A 20,738-nucleotide genomic window follows, 5' to 3' on the forward strand; every position below is an offset into this window, starting at 1 on the left:
AACAGCCCTTAAGTTGGTTGTGTGTTAGTGGAACAGACTGGAAAGTCCGGCGATAGAGGGTGATAGCCCCGTACACGAAAATGCGCATCCAATGAAAACGAGTAAGGCGAGGCACGTGAAACCTTGTCTGAACATGGGGGGACCATCCTCCAAGGCTAAATACTACTGACCGACCGATAGTGAACCAGTACCGTGAGGGAAAGGCGAAAAGAACCCCGGAGAGGGGAGTGAAATAGATCCTGAAACCGTATGCGTACAAGCAGTGGGAGCAGACTTGTTCTGTGACTGCGTACCTTTTGTATAATGGGTCAGCGACTTACTTTCAGTGGCGAGCTTAACCGACTAGGGGAGGCGTAGCGAAAGCGAGTCTGAACAGGGCGTTCAGTCGCTGGGAGTAGACCCGAAACCGGGCGATCTATCCATGACCAGGGTGAAGGTTAGGTAAAACTGACTGGAGGCCCGAACCGGGATCTGTTGAAAAAGATTCGGATGAGTTGTGGATCGGAGTGAAAGGCTAATCAAGCTCGGAGATAGCTGGTTCTCCTCGAAAGCTATTTAGGTAGCGCCTCGTGTATCACTGTTGGGGGTAGAGCACTGTTACGGCTAGGGGGTCATCCCGACTTACCAAACCGTTGCAAACTCCGAATACCAACAAGTGCGAGCACGGGAGACACACGGCGGGTGATAACGTTCGTCGTGAAGAGGGAAACAACCCAGACCGCCAGCTAAGGTCCCAAAATCATGGCTCAGTGGAAAACGATGTGGGAAGGCACAGACAGCCAGGAGGTTGGCTTAGAAGCAGCCATCCTTTAAAGAAAGCGTAATAGCTCACTGGTCGAGTCGGCCTGCGCGGAAGATTCAACGGGGCTCAAGCCATGTACCGAAGCTGCGGATTTGCCGCAAGGCAAGTGGTAGAGGAGCGTTCCGTAAGCCTGTGAAGGTCAATTGTAAAGTTGGCTGGAGGTATCGGAAGTGCGAATGCTGACATAAGTAACGATAAAACGGGTGAAAAACCCGTTCGCCGAAAGCCCAAGGATTCCTACGCAACGTTAATCGGCGTAGGGTAAGTCGGCACCTAAGGCGAGGCCGAAAGGCGTAGTCGATGGAAAACAGGTTAATATTCCTGTACCGGTCATTACTGCGATGGGGTGACGGAGAAGGCTAGGTTGGCCGGAGATTGGTAGTTCCGGTTCAAGCATGTAGGGAGTGTTCTCAGGCAAATCCGGGAGCACAATCCTGAGGTGTGATAACGAGTCTGCTTGCAGACGAAGCAACTAATGCCCAGCTTCCAAGAAAAGCCTCTAAGCATCAGGTAATGAGTGGCCGTACCATAAACCGACACAGGTGGGCAGGGTGAAAATCCCAAGGCGCTTGAGAGAACTCGGGTGAAGGAACTAGGCAAAATGATACCGTAACTTCGGGAGAAGGTATGCCCGTGGTAAGTGAAGTCCCTGCGGATGGAGCTGAAGCGGGTTGCAATAAAATGGTGGCTGCGACTGTTTATTAAAAACACAGCACTCTGCAAACACGAAAGTGGACGTATAGGGTGTGACGCCTGCCCGGTGCCGGAAGGTTAATTGATGGGGTCAACGCAAGTGAAGCTCTTGATCGAAGCCCCGGTAAACGGCGGCCGTAACTATAACGGTCCTAAGGTAGCGAAATTCCTTGTCGGGTAAGTTCCGACCTGCACGAATGGCGTAACGATGGCCACACTGTCTCCACCCGAGACTCAGTGAAATTGAATTGGCTGTGAAGATGCAGTGTACCCGCGGCTAGACGGAAAGACCCCGTGAACCTTTACTATAGCTTTACACTGGACTTTGAATCGACTTGTGTAGGATAGGTGGGAGGCAATGAAACTTGGACGCCAGTTCGAGTGGAGCCAACCTTGAAATACCACCCTGGTCTATTTGGAGTTCTAACCTAGATCCGTGATCCGGATCGGGGACCGTGTATGGTGGGTAGTTTGACTGGGGCGGTCTCCTCCCAAAGAGTAACGGAGGAGCACGAAGGTGCGCTCAGCGTGGTCGGAAATCACGCAAAGAGTGTAAAGGCAAAAGCGCGCTTGACTGCGAGACACACACGTCGAGCAGGTACGAAAGTAGGTCTTAGTGATCCGGTGGTTCTGAATGGAAGGGCCATCGCTCAACGGATAAAAGGTACTCCGGGGATAACAGGCTGATACCGCCCAAGAGTTCATATCGACGGCGGTGTTTGGCACCTCGATGTCGGCTCATCACATCCTGGGGCTGTAGTCGGTCCCAAGGGTATGGCTGTTCGCCATTTAAAGTGGTACGCGAGCTGGGTTTAGAACGTCGTGAGACAGTTCGGTCCCTATCTGCCGTGGGCGTTGGAGATTTGAGGGAAGTTGCTCCTAGTACGAGAGGACCGGAGTGAACGAACCGCTGGTGTTCCGGTTGTCATGCCAATGGCATTGCCGGGTAGCTATGTTCGGACAGGATAACCGCTGAAAGCATCTAAGCGGGAAGCCCCTCCCAAGATGAGATCTCCCTGGGACTTGAGTCCCCTGAAGGGCCCTGGAAGACTACCAGGTTGATAGGCTGGGTGTGGAAGCGCAGTAATGCGTGAAGCTGACCAGTACTAATTGCCCGAGAGGCTTGACCATATAACACCCAATCGGTTGGGCGTGTGTCACAACACAGTGGAGCGGCGTACGAGAATAAAAAAACGTACGGTGGACCGAAAAAACAGAGTACATCCGACAGTTTGAAAGGCTTTGATAAAAACAATCAAAGCCGCTTGCAACAAGCAACCAGTTTTGCCTGGTGGCCAGAGCGAGCGGGAACCACCCGATCCCATCCCGACCTCGGAAGTGAAACCGCTTAGCGCCGATGATAGTGTGGACCTCCATGCGAAAGTAGGGAACTGCCAGGCTCCTAATCTACAGGCAGCTGACATCACAGCTGGACAACAAGGCCCCTTTCCGTTATCGCGGAACGGGGCTTTTTTATGTGCTTTGATCCGCCGCCCTTGAAAAAAGGATCGACGCCGATGAGGTGGGACAGACCCTCTCCGACAAAATGCCTTAACTTTTGGCGCGCGCCCGACTATCCGGAATACGCGTCATCAAATTTACTAACTGTCAGTATTGAAAAACCGGAATTGCGATGACCAGTCACGGTAATTGAACACCTGTCCTGTATTGCGGACGGTAGCCAGCATTACAGGGTCAATATCGGCATAAATCCATTGTGTTTGATTCAATTCGCCCTGCGCCAGTATGCCATTATCGGGAAAGCCGTAATCGACCGGAGTATAAACTGCCGCAGCGCCTACGTTGACGTCAACCGCCTCGGACCATGGCGCGTTCCCCACAGTAGGCGATTGCACAACATAGCACTGGTTTTCGAGCGCGCGCGCCTGACAACCGATTTTAACCCGGTGGTAGCCGGCCAGCGTATCGGTACAACTGGGTACCAGAATCAAATCGGCGCCAGCTTGTACCTGCGCATTGGCAATCAACGGGAATTCGCTATCATAGCAGATACTGACGCCAATTTTACCGAATTTGGTATTGATCACTTTGATTTCTTCACCGGCGCTGATCAGCCAGTGTTCTTTCTCAAAGCGCGTCATCTGCAGTTTGTCCTGGTAATCGCGGCTGCCATCAGGGTAAAACAGCCAGGAGCGATTGGCGTAATTTCCGCTTTCCAGACGTAGCGGGAACGTTCCAGCCAATATATGCAGGCCGTTTATGCTTGCTTGTTGCGCAAACAGGCCGACGAAATCGTCCGCCAGGCTTTGCATGGCTTGCAACTGTCCTGATAGCGATTTGTAGACCGGCTCCGGAAACAGCGAAGCGAGTTCCATGCTGAAGTACTCAGGGAAAACCAGAAACTCGGCTCCGGCATCGGCAGCCTGCTGTATCCATAGTTGAATTTTGCTTTCATAGGCGGACCAGTTGCCTGGAAAACCGATATCGTATTGGGCTGCCGCCAAGCGGAATGACGTAGTCATGGTATTGTTCCTTTTCTATATCCTTCCCCTGATACAGGTACCTACACAAGTTTCCTCTCCCGGTGGGGAGGGGAATAAAAACAATCGCCTACGGAGTTTATGTAAATAACTATGCAGCGAGATGGATGTGTATTGGAGCGGCCGGTTAATGGGGGTCTAATTTGCGTGTATGTTCTTGGTCCAAAAAACCATGGGTTTTTCGGTTTCCTGCTGTTCGTCCACGTCTTTCCATGAATAGTGGGTTACCAGACTTGGCTGTTTCCGGTAGCCGAAACGTGTCCATACGGCATCCAGCGGGACATAATCAACCGGACGCAATGGATGCTTTTCAGGGCGTTGCACACAACAGAAGCTACAGTATTCAAAGCGTGCCAGCGCACGCGCATGCCCTTCGCGACCGCTGAAAAACTGCTTATAAATCCCCTTGCCCCGATGGCTGGGCAGTAATACTGATTCCGCACAATAAAACACCTTTCCGGGTTCGTAGCCTTGCTCGACGAAAGGCTGCTGAAACTCGCCGGTTTCATCCGTTAACGGCAAACCGGTCGATGCGCCAACTACGTGCTGTCCGTCGAGAGCAAGAATTATGATGCTGTCTTTCGATTTCAGGTAGGTTTGCAGATAGTTTTCTTCGTATTCGAAGCTGCCGTCGTAGAGATAAGGGAAATCGCGAAAAACAGTGATGCGCAGCCGCGCCAGATCTGGAATCCACGGCGCCAGATCCGTCCCGGCGAGAGACTGTATGCGGATGTGGGTCATAGCCTACGCTCAGGCAACCTGCCGGACCCAATCTTCCAGGTTGTAATAATTGGTTATACGCGCGACCTTGCCATCTCTAATGTCGAAAAAAGCGCCGGCAGGCAGGCGGTATTTTTGACCATTTGCTTCAGGAAGCCCTTCGTCAGTCACCAGATATTCACCCAATACCACGAATTCCGCCGCTGCGTGATCACCGGCATCGTTGGCCATAATGACCATATCAACCAATTGCTCGCGGTAATTGCGATTCATGCGATCCATGAAAGCGCGGAAAGCCGGTTTGCCGGTTTCGCGTCCGCCCTGGTTGATATCGTGGATTACATCATCCGTCAGCAGGTCGAGAAAACTATTCATATCGCCCGCATTAAAAGCGGCGTAATAACGTTCGATAAGCGCTAGTGCCTTATTTCTCATGACTTTTCTCCTTTGTGACGTGTAGAGATGGAAGGGCGCGCGGGCAACACAGGACTGTGTGCGATCGAGCGTAGCCGCATATTTTAACTCGATGGCTTCCATTCCCTCAATAGTAGTCTGTTCAGAAAAAATTGTTACTATTTTATCGGGCTGCCGCTTTGTTCAGGGAAATGCGGTCAAGCCATTATCGAATTGGCCGTGGCATGGTTGTTTAATTGCGATTAGGCAGGAACAGGCTTCGGGCACAGTCCATTGCTTCCACAAGTTCAGGCCCAGGGTTCCGTCCGTTTTGATGGCGCGGCTTACGATTCCCGTCCGGTTTCGACCCTACTCACAAGTACGCCTCCTGCCAGCCGCGTTTCGATCAGCGCGCCGGTTCTTATTTCATCCGGTGCGCGCAGAATGTGGCCATCCGATTTACGCATGCTCACACTGTAGCCGCGCCCCAGCGTTGCCAAAGGACTGATGGCATGCAATGCGGCAAGCGCCGTGTTCAAGCCTGATTTATTTCGACTGAGCAGGTTATTTACTGCTGTATGCCGGCGCTTCTCCAATTCATCCAGCAAGCTTAGCCGGGCTTGTATCGTGATGCCTGGCTGATGCTGTTGTAAACGCCGTCCGGCGCCTTCCAGTCTGGTGGTTCGTTCCCGGCGAATTTTAGCGTGAGCGTGCGACAGTCGTAATTCCAGCATATCGAGTCGTTGCGCATGGCGTTGCATGCCGCTACGCGGATGCGCCAGTTGCAATCTTTTTTGCAAAAAAAAGTTTTGCCTTGCCTGTGCTTGCAGAATGGCCTTCATGCGTGCAGTTAAACGCATTTCGCACAGGACAAAACGCTCATGCCACTCTCTGGCGTCGGGTACGACGGTTTCGGCGGCGGCGGAAGGCGTGGGCGCTCTGACATCGGCAACCAGATCGGCAATCGTGATGTCTGTTTCGTGTCCGACTCCGGTGATAACAGGAATCATTGATGCATGGATGGCTCGTGCGACGCTTTCTTCGTTAAACGTCCACAAGTCTTCGAGCGAACCGCCGCCGCGCGCCACGATCAGCACATCGCACAATCCGCTCATGTTGGCGCGGGCAATCGCATTGACGACCTCTGCGGAAGCTTCGGCGCCCTGCACCCGCGCCGGAAACAAAACGACCGGTATGGCGGGAAACCGCCGCTTCAATACCGTAAGAATGTCGTGTATCGCTGCGCCTTGAGGAGAAGTGACGATGCCGATGCTGTGCGGGAGAGGTGGCAGGGAACGTTTGCGCTCGGCAGAAAAGAGTCCTTCCCGCATCAGTTTTTGTTTGAGCGCTTCATAAGCGATGCGTAAATCGCCTGCTCCGGCATCCTCCAGATAGTCGATTATCAGTTGATAGTCGCCGCGCGGTTCGTAAAGGCTGACTTGCGCGCGTACCACTGCCTGCAGGCCGTTGCGCGGATCGCAGCAAAGTCCTTTGGCGCTACCGCGAAACATCGCGCAACGCACCTGCGCATCGCGGTCCTTCAGTGTAAAGTACAAATGCCCTGAGGACGCGCGTGTCAGGTTGGATATTTCGCCGCTGACCCAAATCGTTCCGAAGTGCGAACTGAGTATCAGCCGCGCGCTGCTGTTGAGTTCGGAAACGGAAAGTACCGTTTTCATTCGGCTATATCCGATTTGAATTGATGTATCGCACGGCGATCCTTTTTGCTTGGCCTCCCATGGGAGCCGCTTCCCTTTTCCTGATGGCGGCGTTCATCCTCCAAAGCGCGCGCCGCAATGCTTTCTGTGGATTCTTCGTAAAGTAAAACCGCTTCGCTCGCGGGCCGGCGTTGCGTATTGAGTCCTGCGACTATCACTTCCCAGCGCCCCTGTTCACGCGTAATCGTCAGTTGCGTGCCTATATCGATCTCTTTGCCGGGCTTGACGCGCTGCCGATTGACATGAACCTTGCCGCCGTTGATGGCTGCCGTTGCCAGGCTGCGCGTCTTGAAGAAACGGGCCGCCCACAGCCATTTATCAAGACGCATGCTGCTCATGGAGCGAGCCTAGGCGCGCGCGCGCAATTCCTTGGGCAGGGAGAACACTACTTTTTCCTCGATACCTTCGTTTTCATGCGCGATATTGCCGCCCCAGGCGCGTAACTGTTCAATAACGCGCTGAACCAGAATTTCCGGCGCGGATGCTCCGGCGGCTATACCGACCCGGTTGGTTCCTTCGATCCATGATTGTTGCAATTGACTGGCATTGTCAATGAGGTAAGCCGGTTTTCCGAGTTTTTCCGCAATTTCGCGTAGACGATTGGAGTTGGAGCTGTTGGGCGAACCGACCACCAGAATCACGTCGCACTCACCGGCAAGTTTCTTGACCGCATCCTGGCGATTTTGCGTGGCGTAACAGATATCGTCTTTTTTGGGGCCGATAATGTTTGTAAAACGCTCGCGCAGAGCATTTACCACTGCGCCGGTATCGTCAATCGACAAGGTGGTTTGGGTAACATAGGCCAGGTTGTTCTCGTCAATCACTTTTAATTTTGCTACGTCTTCCGGCGATTCAACCAGATAAATGCCGCCTTCGGGATTGGTGTACTGCCCCATGGTGCCTTCGACTTCCGGGTGTCCGGCGTGCCCGATAAAAATAATCTCGCGCCCTTCGGCCGCGTGATGATGTACCTCTATATGTACTTTTGTGACCAGAGGGCAGGTTGCATCGAAAACCTGCAGCTTGCGCTCGCTCGCCTGTTGCTGAACATCTTTGGATACGCCGTGCGCACTGAAAATGACCGTCGATTGCTCCGGCACTTCCGACAGCTCTTCCACAAAAACCGCGCCACGCGCGCGCAGTCCGTCGACCACATAGCGATTATGCACAACCTCGTGACGCACGTAGATCGGCGCGCCGAAAACCTCAATGGTGCGTTCGACAATTTCGATGGCGCGATCGACCCCGGCGCAAAAACCTCTGGGATTTGCAAGTATGATATCCATGAATGACTAGCCCTCAGCAATATTCAGTTATGGATTCTGGCATGTTGCAGGCGCATAATCAACGACGGTGATTTTAGGGTTTTAGGCTTACTGCTTATTCCCGGAGTTTTCCATTTTTTTCCCCATCTGCTGTACATCCTTGCCCAACCCGGCCCACATGTTGCAGCCGGACAGTAATAAACCGGCCAGCAAAGCGCCTTTGGCGATAAATGAAAAAAACTTCATGACAACTCCAAAAATCAATCAAATTACTGCAAAGACGGATAGCCGCCACCCGTTGGCGAACAGATGATGGAACTTACGGTGCATAATCATTCTGATTGCGCCTATACAATCGCAGTGGATTGGCGCAAAATGTGCAAAGGAACCAATTCGAAATAAAATAGTCTTATTACCCGTGTATCTCCTCCGACAGGATAAAGGTTTGCCGGTCTACTGATTACCGGGAGGCCGGGCCTGCCTGGGATAACGACGGAATCGAACATCATCTACCTTCTCAAGTACCCAGGTTAAAACGCAATGCCAAAAATATCGCCAAAACTGTCCGCCGTCCTGCTGATCCTCTTCATTGTTGCGCTGTACTGGATACAGGATCGCGCGGTTATTCCTTTTGTGATGAAAATTATACAATCGGAGCTGTTTTTCGAGAAAGATGAAGAGCAGGAAGAAATCGGCAAGATTAACAACGAACGTGCAGATTTTGCCTTGACGCATTGCAAAACCGCAGTCAAACAGGACAAGGACCTTCCGGAAACAGCTCAGTTTGACGATAAAAACTTCGAAGCCTGGGCGCTGGGCGGAAAAGTTTATCTGGTGCGCTCCAGTATTCTGGTGCCGTCTGATAACAACGCCAGCAAGGACGAAAAAAAGTACGCCTGTAAAATCAAGTGGAAGGGAGAGGAAATGTCCAAATTTGAAAGCTGGTCCGTTATGGGGCTTGATTTTCAGGATATGTAACTTACCTCGGTCAGCGATAAATCCGCTGCTGATCGATAAAATCAATCACGGGCTTGGGCGTCAGGAAACAAATACCGCGCCCGGCGCCCGCCAGTTTGCGTATGCGGCTTGCCGAGATATCGATCTGTATCACCGGAATAAAATATACCAGGCCTGCCGCTTGACTGCGTAAGTCGGCGGGCAAGTCGGTGGATGTGGACTGTACTCTGGCTGCAAGCGCTTCATTCATGGTTAAAACGGCGCGAGCTCGCGTCATAACGATAATGTGGGCGTAGTCAAATATCTGCTCCCAACGCTGCCAGGATGTAAACCCGGAAAAGGCATCCTGCCCCACTATCAGGCAGAGCGGCCTGTCGCCCCCCGACTCTTTTCTCAAGGATTGCAGACTGTCTATCATATAGGATGGTCCGCTGCGGAGCACTTCGCGCGCGTCGGTGCGAATCGGATACCCGCCAAGATTTTCCCGTATTGCTAGTTCGATCATAGCCAGTCTTTGTTGCGCTGTGGCAACGGTGCGGTTTCTATGTGCGGGAATATCGCCGCACGGCATGAAGCGCAATTCACTCAAATTCAGCGCTTCAAAAACCTCGAACGCGGTGCGCAAGTGCCCGTGATGCACGGGGTCAAAAGTTCCGCCGTAGATACCAATCATCGCGGCGGCCTATTCCGGTAAGGCTTCCAGCAGCGCCGCGATATCGTTTTCATTGAACTTGCTCAATTCTCCGCCATCTTCGCTCAAAATGCCTTCGGCCAGCGCCGCTTTTTTTTCCTGCAACGCCATGATCTTTTCTTCTATGGAACCGGCAACAACCAGCTTATAGACGAAAACATTCTTTTCCTGACCGATGCGATGCGCGCGATCGGTGGCCTGATTTTCCACTGCCGGATTCCACCAGGGATCGTAATGAATGACGGTATCGGCAGCAGTCAGGTTGAGTCCTACGCCCCCGGCCTTGAGGCTGATCAGAAACAACGGCACCTTGCCGGCTTGAAACTGCTCTACCGGCGTCGCGCGATCGCGCGTGCTTCCGGTCAGTTTGACGTAATGTATTTTGTGCTTGGCCAATTGAATTTCTATGGTTTCCAGCATCGCGGTAAATTGCGAAAACAGCAGGACTCGCCGCCCTTCGCTGATCAGCTCCGGCAGCATTTCCATCAGCAACTCCAGCTTGGCGGATTGCTTTACCTTGCGCGCCGCAGCCAGTTTAACCAGACTGGGGTCGCAGCAGGCCTGCCGCAGTTTCAGCAAGGCGTCCAGAATGATGATTTGGCTGCGTTTGAATCCTTTACTGGCTATTTCCTGGCGCACCTTTTCATCCATAGCCACTCGCACCGTTTCGTACAGGTCGCGTTGCGCCGCTTCCAGTTCCACCGTGCGCACGATGATGGTTTTAGGCGGTAATTCGCGTGCGACGTCTTCCTTTTTACGTCTCAGAATAAAAGGGCGTATGCGTCGCGCCAGCAAGTCGGCGCGTATGCGGTCGCCTTGTTTTTCGATAGGCGTGCGCCAGCGTTTGGTGAATTCCTTGGCGTCCCCTAAAAAACCGGGTAGCAGATAGTCGAATAACGACCATAGTTCACCCAGATGATTTTCCAGCGGCGTACCGGTCAACGCCAGGCGATGGCGTGCCTGCAGGCTACGCACCACGCCGGCTGCCTTGGACGCCGCATTTTTTACGCTTTGCGCTTCATCCAGTATCAGGATATGGTATTGATACTGCTGTAACTCGTCGGCATCGCGCCATAACAGCGGATAGGTGGTTAAAATCACCTGGTGCTCGGGGATTCCCCCAAAGATTTCCTTTCGGGATTGTCCGTGCAGGGTGAGTACCTTCAACTCCGGCGCAAAACGCGTCAGTTCCCGATTCCAGTTGAACAGCAACGAAGTCGGCATTACTACCAGGGTCGGTCTGTCCATGCGTCCGGCTTCGTATTCGGTTTGCAAATGCGCAATGCTTTGGGCTGTTTTTCCCAAGCCCATGTCGTCGGCCAACACGCCGGAAAGATCCTGGGAGCGCAAGTATTGCAGCCAGCGCAAGCCGTCGAGCTGGTAAGGCCGCAATTGCGCCTTGAAACCGGCCGGCGCCTGTACTTCCGGCATATCCGTGCCTCTTAAACGGCGCGCAAGCTGTGCGACGGCCTCATGCGCTTTGAATTGCCAGCGTTCGCGGTCAGCCAGACCGGCCAGATCTTCCAGACGCGCGGCATCCCAACTGGAAATTTTCATCGTTTCCGCTGCCGGCCCGCCGAATAGATCGATCAGTATGCTTACGATAGGCTTCAACCGCTCGGCCTTGACGCCGATACGCCCGACTCCCTCCGCTATCAGCATAACGGTTTCGGCGTCGGCTATGGTATCCAGACCGCCTTGCGCCAGCCAGCGCCGGTCGCGCGCGAACAATTCGCTGAGCAACGGCTGCAATGCCAGCCGCTGCCCTGAAACTTCGATTCCCATAGCCAGATTGAACCAGCCCCCGCCTTCATCTTCCTGCAGGTCGCCATGCCAGGCATCTATTTCCTGATAGGCGTGTCGAAAATCGGGTGTGTAGTGAATATCCCAGCCTTGAGCGCGCAATTCCGGCACGGTTTTCTCTACAAAGCGTATCCATTGCGTGCTTTCAGGCAAGCCCAAAGCCGTCCGGGCAATATGATTGTCATGCAGATAGGTTATCGTATGCAAAGGAACCAGACCTTGCTGTTTCAGAAGTTCGACCGCGGTCTGTTCCCGCATGATATCGCGTTTGATATGTATCGTCGTTCCCTCTGCATCGGCGACGAAAACATCCTTGTCGCTACGCGGCAGGACATGTCCCTGATAATCGAAATACAGCTCGGCGTAATCGAGATGACTTTCATGATAAGGCGGATGTGGAACGTAATGCTGGTGGCGAATCGAGTTCATCTTGAGCCGCACAGTCGGCTCGACTTCCACGACTTGCAGATTCGCGCTTAGGTCGGCTGCCGGCGCTAATGTTCCCAGCCCGTGATCCCTGAGTATCCTGGCGACGAGCGGCACCGAAACCGGATCGAGAGAGGGAGCATGCAGCAACGTATCCATTAAATCCGCGCTCAGATCCTTATTATCGACACCGGCAATATGCGCAGGTCCTATCTCGCGCCGTAGATGATCCGCGTACCAATACGGCGAGCCCAATAGTATCTCCGCTTCCGATTCGAACTGCAGATCTGCGTGCAGCGTGCCGTCTGACCGGATACGCCACTCCAGACGCCCCTCGCGTACTTCTCCAAGTTGATAGGCGCGCAGTAATGGCAGCGAAACAGCTCTCATCGTGTTGTTGACGGTCCGTGATTCGAATACGACCAGGCGTTCTGTGGATACCGCCGTTTTCAAAAATGCGACTGCCGCGCTTCCTTCCAGAAGGTACTCGGAGCCGACGCTGCCATAGCGGGCGCTGCCGGACTGATAGAGTTTCAGCAGCAGCGGCAAATCGTCTTCCGCTACAAACTTGGGCGGGCTACGCAGCGCGCGTTCGATATTACTCCAGCTCTCTGTCGCCTGCCACTCGCCCGTCCCGCTCTGCTTCGCTTTCCAAAGCGATACGGCGCATGAGCGCCCGGCATGACGAACACAATAAAGCAGTTTCGGAGGAACTACCGCTTTTCTGACAACGCGTTTGACCGCAGGCGCCTCGGTTTGCTGCAAGTGGCCGACGAGTTGTTCAAGCCAGGCCAATACTTCCTGCGGCTGCTTTTCCGGTTCATCCTTTTTCTGCATCGACATATTATTTTCGGCTATTTGCATCCAATACAAATAGATTGCCGCAATATGTTTACAGCGATATCCGATAGGGCAGGAACACTCCGCTTCGAAAAGCGTTCCGGACGGCACGGGTGTATAGGTGGCCACCACGGAGTAAGGGCGGCGCGCGCTTCCCTGGATTCTGGCGGTAATCCACTCGGGTCCGAGGTTCACATCGCTTACCCGCGAAATATAAGGCTTGCCCTTCTCCAGTTCTGCCCTGCCCAGCCAATGGGTTAAATCCTCGAGCGTGAAGCTGGGTTTGTACGAGCCTCCCTGCCGGGTCAGCCGCGTAGCCAAATTCCCTGATATTTGTTTTTTGGGCGTAGTCATCGCAAAAAAGGGTCAAATCCTGAAGGAATCGTCATTCGAACCATGCATTATACTTCGCGTTCATGTCAGGACAAAGCCATTCCTGTAAAGCATAACAACTTGATTCGATTACCTGCAGGCGTTATCCTTCCTAAAGTAGCTGCTTTGACCTCAATAGCAGGCAATTCGTCTTAATCCGGAAACAAATCATACAAAACACACCATGAGCATCACATCGTTTAACCCGCCTGTACGCACCCTGATGGGACCTGGTCCTTCCGACGTTCACCCCCGTATTCTGGCTGCGATGGCGCGGCCGACCATCGGTCATCTCGATCCTCTGTTCGTGAACATGATGGACGAGATGAAGGTATTGTTGCAGTACGCCTTTAAAACCGAAAATGCTTTGACGCTGCCGGTTTCCGCGCCGGGTTCGGCCGGTATGGAAACCTGCTTCGTCAACCTGGTGGAGCCGGGCGACAAGGTAATCGTTTGCCAGAACGGCGTGTTCGGCATGCGCATGACGGAAAATGTCGTGCGCTCGGGCGGAGTCGCTATCGTTGTCCAGGATGCCTGGGGGCAGCCGGTCGATCCCAATAAAGTGGAGCAGGCGTTCAAGGAAAATCCTGATGCGCGTTTTCTGGCGTTCGTTCAGGCGGAAACCTCGACCGGCGCGTATTCCGACGCCAAAACCCTGACCAAACTGGCGCACGGTCACGGCGCGCTGGTCATAGTCGACGCAGTTACCTCGCTCGGCGGCAGCCAGCTGGAAGTCGACGCGTGGGGCATCGACGCGATTTATTCCGGTTCGCAGAAATGCCTGTCCTGCACCCCTGGCCTTTCCCCGGTCAGTTTCGGCGAGCGCGCGGTTGAAGTCATCAAGAACCGCAAGACCAAGGTGCAAAGCTGGTTCCTGGACATGAATCTGGTAATGAACTATTGGGGCGGCGGCACCAAACGCGCCTACCATCATACCGCGCCGATCAATGCCTTGTACGGCCTGCACGAAGCGCTGGTGATGTTGCAGGACGAAGGCCTGGAGAACTCCTGGACCCGGCACACCAACCTGCATCTGGCGCTCAAGGCCGGATTCGAAGCGCTGGGATTGAGCTTCGTAGTGCCGGAAGGTTCCCGTCTGCCCCAGCTTAACTCGGTTACCATACCGGAAGGCGTGGACGATGCGCAGGTGCGCGGCACGCTGCTGCAGCGCTACAATCTGGAGATAGGCGCTGGCCTGGGCGATCTGGCTGGAAAAATTTGGCGTTTCGGCCTGATGGGTCACAGCGCCACGCCGAAAAACGTGATCTTCGCGCTGGCGGCGCTGGAATCGGTATTGACCGAACTGAAAGCGCCGATCAACCGCGGCGTTGCGCTGGACGCGGCTCAGCAGGTGCTGCTGGCGAAGGGATACTGAGCCATGGCTTGCGCATGCATGGAGCGCCTGACCAGCGCGATACAATACCTGCTGCCTCATCATTTGCTGTCGCGCGGGATGCATGCGCTGGCGCGTTGCCAGAACACCGCGCTGAAGAATGCCTTGATCAGCCGCGTCGTAAAGCTTTACGGCGTCAACGTCGGCGAAGCGCTGGAGCCCGATCCGTTGGCCTATCCGAGTTTCAATGCGTTCTTCACGCGCGCATTGAAGCTTGGCGCAAGGCCGCTGGACCCGACGCCGGGCGCGATTTTGTGTCCGGCGGACGGCGCTGTCAGCCAGTTAGGCGACATTAACGACGGCACGATCTTTCAGGCGAAAGGACACAGTTACAGCGTCACAGAACTATTGGGCGGCGATGCCGGATTGGCGCAGCCGTTTCTGGACGGCAAGTTTGCAACGATTTATCTGTCGCCCAGGGATTACCATCGCCTGCATATGCCGCTGTCGGGCCGTCTGCGCGACATGCAGCATGTGCCGGGCAGGCTGTTCAGCGTCAATGCCGCAACGGCGCGCAATGTTCCCAGACTGTTTGCGCGCAACGAACGCGTTGCCGCGTTTTTCGATACCGAGGCCGGCCCGATGGCGTTGGTCCTGGTCGGCGCGATATTCGTATCCAGCATCGAAACGGTATGGCATGGCGAAGTAACTCCGCCGTCAAGTTCCACAGTGCGCCGCTGGCATTACGACGATGGCGTCCGGCTGGAGCAAGGCGCTGAAATAGGGCGCTTCAACATGGGGTCCACCATTATCGTGCTGCTGGGTAAACAGGCCGGAAACTGGCTTGAAGGTTTGGGCGCAGGCGACAGCGTGCGCATGGGGCAGCTGTTGGGAACATGCTGAGTAAGCAGTGAAAAAAATCCGGTTGCGAACGATGACGCTGCTCATTCCGCCCCTGGTCTGGCTGGGGTGGTATTTCCTGCCGCAACAATCGCCGCTGCCGGTATTGCTGGAGCACTGGCGCATCGCCCTGACCATGGCTTTCGGTTCGTTTATCGGCGGAGCGACCAGCGAAGCGGGCGGAGCGGTAGCTTTCCCTGTATTCACCAAGATACTGGCGATTCCGCCAAAACACGCCAAACTGTTTTCCCTCGCCACCCAAAGCATAGGCATGGGCTCGGCGTTTCTCACCATACTGCTGTTGCGCATACGCGTGGAATGGCGCGCCATATTCTGGGTCGTACCCGGTTCCATACCCATGTTGTATGTTGGCTTGAACCTGGCCGGGGCGCTGCCGGCGAGCGCGGTCCGCATCCTTTTTACCGTAGTGCAATGCAGCTTTGCGCTTGCGCTCTATCTGCATAACCGCAATCCGGCACAAAGCCGCCACGATTGCTTGCCGCGATGCGAAATCAGGGAGCGAAGCATTTTGCTGGTTTTCGGCATGGCCGGCGGATTGATCAGCGGACTATTGGGCAGCGGTCTGGAAATTATCGTGTTTTCGGTGTTGGTGCTGCTGTTTCGCTTGTGCGAGAAAACCGCTACGCCGACCGTTATCGTGATGATGGTGCTGACGACCTGGGCCGGTTTTGCGATGATAGTGTCCAGGGGCGAGTTCGTCGCGCCGGTCACCGAATACTGGCTGGCCGCCATCCCCATCGTCGTCGTGGGAGGGCCGCTGGGCGTTTACGCTTGTTCCCATATGCCGCGAATAATCATAGTCCGTGTGCTGATAGGCTTGATTCTGGCGGAGTTGATATCGTCGCTGCTGCTGATTCCGCTTGATCGCGCCACAGCCGTTGGAGCATTGGTTTTATTTCTGGCTTTTTCCGGCATTTATTACCGGATGTCTTTATCGCAACGCTATCGGTAGAACCTGACCCGACACGATCAATACGGCAGACTCAAGCCGTCATTCCCGTCTGATGCTCACCACATACCCCAGATCAAGTCCAGGGCAGACGTTGTGGTACAAGTAGGCGGGGTAGTTGTTTACCAGGGGGTTACCAGCGGGATGACTTTTCTTCCATGACGACGGTAGATATGAAAATCACTGTCCAAGGTCAGAACCCGGCATGGCTCGTTCAACTCAGCGAGTCGAATCAGGCAGGCATCGGCCAATGACGCGGGGATATTATCGTACCGTTGAAACAGTGCGCGAACGGCTGCAACTTCGTTACTCAGCGACATCGCCACCAGCACCACGCCTCGCTCAATCAAAGCCAGAGCCTTGGCTGGATCAAAACCGGCGCGTGCCAGCAGAAAACAGGTAAGCGGCAACGACAGCTTCGCAGGTCAGAAACGGGCCGGCATACATGGCAAACTGTGCCTTTGCCCACTCATGATAGCTATCGCCTCGGCAATGCAGGGCAACCCAAGGGCCTGTATCCAAAAGCAAATGCACTGCTCAGACGCGCCCAAAAGAGGCCAAATGACTTGGATTGGAAGACAAATCGGCTGGTCCTCCCGAAAAACAGCCTACCAAATCGTCGGCTTGGTCAAGCGCCGAAACAAAATGTGCGGACGACATGCGTTGCCGCAGATACATATTCAGCGCCCGCCGCACCAACTCCGACTTACTCAGATGCTCTTGCGCGCTGGCCTGAAGAATTGCAGCTTCAAGCTGCGGGGTAATTTTGATGGTCAAAGTATTCATGGGTAAATAATATCTGACGGCAGCACGTATTACAAACAGGTTTCTGTTGCATTCTTAATGATTTGCACTGAGTACAATCCTTTTGATGAAGCTCTGTTAAAACGCTTTGTAGGAGCGGGCTTAGCCCGCGAACAGGCCAATCGCGGGCTAAAGCCCGCTCCTGCAAGGATAGGTAATGGCAGTTGAACCGTTGCAAGATATTTGGTTCTGAATGAAACGGGTTCCACGCATTTTCCTGATGCTTGAATTTGCGCTATTGTAGCGTGTCTGCAATGGAGTGGAATACAGGACTCGTTATTGGCACATGCACTGACACTATGACTATAAGCAATACCGAAATACCCTGCTCATGCGATGTGTTGGTCATCGGCGGCGGCCCGGCGGGTTCCAGCGTAGCCGCCCTGCTGGCGAGAGATGGGATCGACGTCGTGTTGCTGGAAAAGGCCTTGCACCCGCGCCCGCAGGTCGGCGAAAGCCTGATCCCGCATTTCTGGAAATACGCCGACCTGACCGGCGCAACGCCGCTGATCGAATCCGAAGGGTTTGTCGCCAAGGCGGGAGGGATTACCGTATGGAACGGCAAAATCCATCGCATCGCATTTTCCGAGTTCGGTTTTACCCGTCCCGCGCTGCATGTGGAACGCGATGTTTTCGACGATCTGCTGCTGCGCCATGCGGTGTCGTCCGGTGCGCGCGTTTATCAGCAGATTGCGGTGAAAGAGGTTAACTTTTCCTCCGAAGCGCGTCCGCTGGTTCATTACCTGGACAAGCGCGGCGACAAAGCAGGGGAGGGGCGTATCGCCTGCCGTTACGTCATCGACGCCAGCGGCAACGGCGCGGTGCTGGCGGGGCAGTTCGGCAGCAAGCGCCTGATCGATACGCGCATGCGTTTCCTGTCGCTGTGGGGGTATTTCCGCAACTCCCGTTATGTCGGCGCCGACGGCAAAAGCCATGCGCCGGAAGACATCGGCGCGATCAAGCCAGTCACCTTTGTAACCTCGTTCGAGGACGGCTGGATTTGGCATATCGCGATGCGCAAGCTGACCAGCGTCGGCGTCGTCCTGCATACCGACAGAGCGCGCGGTATGAACGGGAGCGAACGGGAACAGTTTTTTCTGGAAACCTGCCGCAAAACGCCCTATATCGATCGCCTGCTGGATGCGGCGGAATATCAGGAGGGCTTGTACTGCGAACGTCCGGACTACTCCTATTATTCGACGCGGCTGTGCGGAGAAAACTTTTATCTGCTCGGCGACGCGGCGTCTTTTGTCGATCCCATTTACTCACACGGCGTGCTGAATGCGTTTTACAATGCCGCGATGGCCGCCGTGGCGGTGCGCGAATCCCTGCGCGATCCGGCGCGCCGCGCCCGCCATGCGCAGTTGTGCGAAAACCGCATGCGGCAGTTTTACGGCTTCTCGCGCGCGCTGGCGCTTGGCGAATTCGGTGGCGACGGCGTGGATGCCGATCTGGTCAAGCACCTGATGCGCTCGGTTCCCCGGCGCGAGCTGGATTTGATGCTGGCCGCTTCGTATATGTCCGAGCGCGCCGGAAATTTCCACCGACTGATCGAGGATGCCGGGTTGCAACATACCGAGGCTCCGGACAAGATACATTTCATGTCGCGGCTGGAGTTGTGACATGTCGGCGGCTCCCCCTCTTCCTTTTATCATCAATCTGAATGTACTACGAATGCATGGAAGCTGGGATAATGAAACAGGTTTTCCGCTATCCATCGAAATTAATGCATGCGCTGGGTGAAATCGTCTCGCGAGATCGACATGGCCGCCACCAATTTCAAAACAGAAAACAATATCTTCCGTAAGCTGATCGGAAACGGGCTGACCTACTGCATACCCAGATTCCAGCGCGATTACAGTTGGACGGCGGATGAGTGGGAAGATTTGTGGCTGGATTTGCTCGGCACTCTGCAGCCGGAAGGCGAACCGTCGCATTATATGGGCTATCTGGTTCTGCAATCGGCGGACGATAAAACGTTTGCGGTGATTGACGGTCAGCAGCGTCTTACCACCTTGAGCATCATCATCCTTGCCATATTGAAAAACCTTCAGCGCCAGATCGACGCCAAAAACGACGCGGAAGCCAATCAGCAACGGCTGCAACAAATCCGCCAAGCCTACATCGGTTATCTCGATCCCGTTACCCTGGTTTCGCGGCCCAAGCTGACGCTCAACCGCAACAACAACGACTATTATCAGAATTATCTGGTTACCTTGGGCCATCTACCGGTGCGAGGTTTCCGCAGTTCCGAACACCTGTTGCGCAAGGCATTCGAATGGTTCGACAAACGCGTTGCCGATTACATCAAACCGAGCGCCGGCAATGAAGGCATGCGGCTGGCGCAATTGGCGGAGGATATCAGCGACCGTCTGTTTTTTACCGTGATCACCGTTACCGATGAACTCAACGCCTATAAAGTATTCGAAACCTTGAACGCGCGAGGCGTGCGTCTATCCGCCACCGATTTGCTGAAAAACTACCTGTTTTCGGTATTGGATCGACAAGGCCAAAACGATCACGAATTACGCAATTTGGAAGATCGCTGGGAAGCCATGGTCGGGCGTTTGGGCGCTGAAAGTTTTCCGGACTTTTTGCGGGTGCATTGGAACAGTCGCCGCTCATTTGCACGGCAGGCCGAATTGTTCAAAACCATACGCAGCCGCATCGACACGCGGGAAGCGGTCTTTCAACTGCTACGGGACATGGAGCAGGATCTGGACGCTTATCTGGCCTTGTCGTCGCCTGAGGCGTCCGATTGGCCGCCCGACGCGAAAATCCTGGCGAGCACCCTGCGCACCTTCAATGTGCGCCAACCTTACCCCTTGCTGCTGGCGGCAAAGCGCCAATTCAACGAAACCGACTTTATCGGGTTGTTGCGCGCCTGCGTGGTGATTTCCATGCGCTTCAACGTCATCGGCAGCTACAGCACGGCGGAGCAGGAACGCACCTACAATGCCGTTGCAGAACGTATCGCCAAGGTTGAGATCACCGCGCTGGGTCAGGCGCTACCGGCGATGTCGAGTATCTACCCGAACGATGCGGCATTCCGCGCCGCATTTGCCGAAAAAACCATACGCACTACGCTGCCGCGCAATAATCGCGTTGTGCGCTACATCCTGTGCACGCTGGAAAAACATTTGTCGGGAGTGGAGCTGAGTTTTACCAGCGACAGTTTCAATGTCGAGCATGTTCTCCCGCAACGGCCGCAGTCAGGCTGGGATGCATTCAGCGACGAAGAAGCCGATGCACTGGCCTACCGTCTCGGCAACATGACGCTGTTGCAAAGCGGCGTCAACAAGGATTTGGGCAATGTGGCCTATGGCGTCAAACGCCCGGTTTACCAGGACAGTCAGTTCGCCATCACTCGCAAAATTGCCGAGGATAATGCAGAGTGGACGCCCGAGCGCATCGGCGCGCACCAGAGCTGGATGGCGAATCAGGCTACTTCTATTTGGCGGATCGGGCAGTTGGGCTAACTGGCGAATTGCAGGAAAAATGGTTGTGGAAGACCTTGATGGAACCGGTCCTGGAGTTTTCCAGGAACGCT

Annotated in this window: 17 protein-coding genes and 2 rRNA genes (1 of these 19 only partly in view); 8 read left to right on the forward strand and 11 right to left on the reverse strand. The window is 54.5% G+C overall.

What is annotated here, in order from left to right; translation table 11 throughout:
- Both F6R98_RS06300 and rrf read left to right on the forward strand, forming a co-directional pair.
- Positions 1-2,626 (forward strand): 23S ribosomal RNA (locus F6R98_RS06300) (it extends 255 nt beyond the left edge of the window).
- A gap of 156 nt (positions 2,627-2,782) precedes the next feature.
- A 5S ribosomal RNA gene (gene rrf / locus F6R98_RS06305) occupies positions 2,783-2,895 on the forward strand.
- A 201-nt stretch (positions 2,896-3,096) separates the two neighbouring features.
- Here the strand turns inward: rrf and F6R98_RS06310 are convergent.
- The 7 genes from F6R98_RS06310 to F6R98_RS06340 all read right to left on the reverse strand — a co-directional run bounded on the left by F6R98_RS06310 (position 3,097) and on the right by F6R98_RS06340 (position 8,338).
- Entirely contained in the window at positions 3,097-3,978 is an 882-nt protein-coding gene (locus F6R98_RS06310; protein ID WP_153248262.1) for a carbon-nitrogen hydrolase family protein, read from the reverse strand.
- 156 nt (positions 3,979-4,134) lie between these two features.
- The gene (locus F6R98_RS06315; RefSeq protein ID WP_153248263.1) at positions 4,135-4,737 is read right to left on the reverse strand and encodes a GNAT family N-acetyltransferase; all 603 of its coding nucleotides are present in this window, start codon (positions 4,735-4,737) and stop codon (positions 4,135-4,137) included.
- Positions 4,738-4,746: 9 nt separating this feature from the next.
- Positions 4,747-5,151 carry a ketosteroid isomerase-related protein gene (locus tag F6R98_RS06320; RefSeq protein WP_153248264.1) on the reverse strand — a complete coding sequence of 135 codons (405 nt, stop codon included), beginning with the start codon at positions 5,149-5,151 and terminating at the stop codon, positions 4,747-4,749.
- A gap of 302 nt (positions 5,152-5,453) precedes the next feature.
- Complete coding sequence (xseA, locus tag F6R98_RS06325; RefSeq protein ID WP_153248265.1) at positions 5,454-6,788, reverse strand: exodeoxyribonuclease VII large subunit; 1,335 nt, start codon at positions 6,786-6,788, stop codon at positions 5,454-5,456.
- Positions 6,785-7,165, reverse strand: coding sequence for an RNA-binding S4 domain-containing protein (locus F6R98_RS06330; RefSeq protein ID WP_153248266.1), 381 nt, complete (start codon positions 7,163-7,165; stop codon positions 6,785-6,787). Before F6R98_RS06330 ends, xseA begins: the two co-directional genes overlap by 4 nt.
- Before the next feature lie 9 nt (positions 7,166-7,174).
- Entirely contained in the window at positions 7,175-8,113 is a 939-nt protein-coding gene (ispH, locus tag F6R98_RS06335) for a 4-hydroxy-3-methylbut-2-enyl diphosphate reductase (RefSeq protein WP_153248267.1), read from the reverse strand.
- 87 nt (positions 8,114-8,200) lie between these two features.
- Positions 8,201-8,338, reverse strand: coding sequence for an entericidin EcnAB (locus F6R98_RS06340; protein ID WP_153248268.1), 138 nt, complete (start codon positions 8,336-8,338; stop codon positions 8,201-8,203).
- A 294-nt stretch (positions 8,339-8,632) separates the two neighbouring features.
- Between F6R98_RS06340 and F6R98_RS06345 the strand changes: the two genes are divergently transcribed.
- Positions 8,633-9,070, forward strand: coding sequence for a hypothetical protein (locus F6R98_RS06345; protein WP_153248269.1), 438 nt, complete (start codon positions 8,633-8,635; stop codon positions 9,068-9,070).
- Between the two features lie 10 nt (positions 9,071-9,080).
- On the opposite strand, the gene nadD is transcribed toward F6R98_RS06345, so the two are convergent.
- Together nadD and F6R98_RS06355 are read right to left on the reverse strand one after the other, a co-directional pair.
- Positions 9,081-9,722: a nicotinate-nucleotide adenylyltransferase gene (gene nadD / locus F6R98_RS06350; RefSeq protein ID WP_153248270.1), complete on the reverse strand. Its 642-nt coding sequence runs from the start codon at positions 9,720-9,722 to the stop codon at positions 9,081-9,083.
- 9 nt (positions 9,723-9,731) lie between these two features.
- Positions 9,732-13,163, reverse strand: coding sequence for a DEAD/DEAH box helicase (locus F6R98_RS06355; RefSeq protein WP_153248271.1), 3,432 nt, complete (start codon positions 13,161-13,163; stop codon positions 9,732-9,734).
- Positions 13,164-13,365: 202 nt separating this feature from the next.
- Here F6R98_RS06355 and F6R98_RS06360 point away from each other — a divergent pair, with 202 nt between their 5' ends.
- From F6R98_RS06360 to F6R98_RS06370, 3 genes are read left to right on the forward strand one after another with little or no spacing between them, the layout of a single operon-like run.
- Complete coding sequence (locus tag F6R98_RS06360) at positions 13,366-14,556, forward strand: pyridoxal-phosphate-dependent aminotransferase family protein (protein WP_153248272.1); 1,191 nt, start codon at positions 13,366-13,368, stop codon at positions 14,554-14,556.
- Positions 14,557-14,559: 3 nt separating this feature from the next.
- Complete coding sequence (asd, locus tag F6R98_RS06365) at positions 14,560-15,417, forward strand: archaetidylserine decarboxylase (protein WP_228125128.1); 858 nt, start codon at positions 14,560-14,562, stop codon at positions 15,415-15,417.
- A 7-nt stretch (positions 15,418-15,424) separates the two neighbouring features.
- A complete protein-coding gene (locus tag F6R98_RS06370; protein ID WP_194270170.1) occupies positions 15,425-16,387 on the forward strand; it encodes a sulfite exporter TauE/SafE family protein in 963 nt (320 codons plus the stop codon).
- Between the two features lie 119 nt (positions 16,388-16,506).
- On the opposite strand, the gene F6R98_RS06375 is transcribed toward F6R98_RS06370, so the two are convergent.
- The gene (locus tag F6R98_RS06375; protein ID WP_153248274.1) at positions 16,507-16,794 is read right to left on the reverse strand and encodes a PIN domain-containing protein; all 288 of its coding nucleotides are present in this window, start codon (positions 16,792-16,794) and stop codon (positions 16,507-16,509) included.
- A gap of 127 nt (positions 16,795-16,921) precedes the next feature.
- Entirely contained in the window at positions 16,922-17,170 is a 249-nt protein-coding gene (locus tag F6R98_RS06380) for a ribbon-helix-helix protein, CopG family (protein WP_153248275.1), read from the reverse strand.
- 317 nt (positions 17,171-17,487) lie between these two features.
- Here F6R98_RS06380 and F6R98_RS06385 point away from each other — a divergent pair, with 317 nt between their 5' ends.
- Positions 17,488-18,810, forward strand: coding sequence for an NAD(P)/FAD-dependent oxidoreductase (locus F6R98_RS06385; protein WP_153248276.1), 1,323 nt, complete (start codon positions 17,488-17,490; stop codon positions 18,808-18,810).
- Positions 18,811-18,918: 108 nt separating this feature from the next.
- On the forward strand, positions 18,919-20,667 hold the full coding sequence (locus tag F6R98_RS06390) for a DUF262 domain-containing protein (RefSeq protein ID WP_228125129.1): 1,749 nt from the start codon (positions 18,919-18,921) through the stop codon (positions 20,665-20,667).
- Positions 20,668-20,738: the final 71 nt, after the last annotated feature.

The organism is Candidatus Methylospira mobilis, from assembly GCF_009498235.1.
Lineage (GTDB): Bacteria > Pseudomonadota > Gammaproteobacteria > Methylococcales > Methylococcaceae > Methylospira > Methylospira mobilis.

What these genes read in the sequence shown, in the direction of transcription:
- F6R98_RS06320 (WP_153248264.1), bottom strand. Translation starts at nt 5,151, where the DNA reads ATGAGAAATAAGGCACTAGCGCTTATCGAACGTTATTACGCCGCTTTT.
- F6R98_RS06340 (WP_153248268.1), bottom strand. Translation starts at nt 8,338, where the DNA reads ATGAAGTTTTTTTCATTTATCGCCAAAGGCGCTTTGCTGGCCGGTTTA.
- F6R98_RS06360 (WP_153248272.1), top strand. Translation starts at nt 13,366, where the DNA reads ATGAGCATCACATCGTTTAACCCGCCTGTACGCACCCTGATGGGACCT.
- F6R98_RS06315 (WP_153248263.1), bottom strand. Translation starts at nt 4,737, where the DNA reads ATGACCCACATCCGCATACAGTCTCTCGCCGGGACGGATCTGGCGCCG.
- F6R98_RS06385 (WP_153248276.1), top strand. Translation starts at nt 17,488, where the DNA reads ATGACTATAAGCAATACCGAAATACCCTGCTCATGCGATGTGTTGGTC.
- F6R98_RS06390 (WP_228125129.1), top strand. Translation starts at nt 18,919, where the DNA reads ATGCGCTGGGTGAAATCGTCTCGCGAGATCGACATGGCCGCCACCAAT.
- F6R98_RS06330 (WP_153248266.1), bottom strand. Translation starts at nt 7,165, where the DNA reads ATGAGCAGCATGCGTCTTGATAAATGGCTGTGGGCGGCCCGTTTCTTC.
- F6R98_RS06355 (WP_153248271.1), bottom strand. Translation starts at nt 13,163, where the DNA reads ATGACTACGCCCAAAAAACAAATATCAGGGAATTTGGCTACGCGGCTG.
- asd (WP_228125128.1), top strand. Translation starts at nt 14,560, where the DNA reads ATGGCTTGCGCATGCATGGAGCGCCTGACCAGCGCGATACAATACCTG.
- ispH (WP_153248267.1), bottom strand. Translation starts at nt 8,113, where the DNA reads ATGGATATCATACTTGCAAATCCCAGAGGTTTTTGCGCCGGGGTCGAT.
- F6R98_RS06345 (WP_153248269.1), top strand. Translation starts at nt 8,633, where the DNA reads ATGCCAAAAATATCGCCAAAACTGTCCGCCGTCCTGCTGATCCTCTTC.
- F6R98_RS06380 (WP_153248275.1), bottom strand. Translation starts at nt 17,170, where the DNA reads ATGAATACTTTGACCATCAAAATTACCCCGCAGCTTGAAGCTGCAATT.
- F6R98_RS06310 (WP_153248262.1), bottom strand. Translation starts at nt 3,978, where the DNA reads ATGACTACGTCATTCCGCTTGGCGGCAGCCCAATACGATATCGGTTTT.
- xseA (WP_153248265.1), bottom strand. Translation starts at nt 6,788, where the DNA reads ATGAAAACGGTACTTTCCGTTTCCGAACTCAACAGCAGCGCGCGGCTG.
- nadD (WP_153248270.1), bottom strand. Translation starts at nt 9,722, where the DNA reads ATGATTGGTATCTACGGCGGAACTTTTGACCCCGTGCATCACGGGCAC.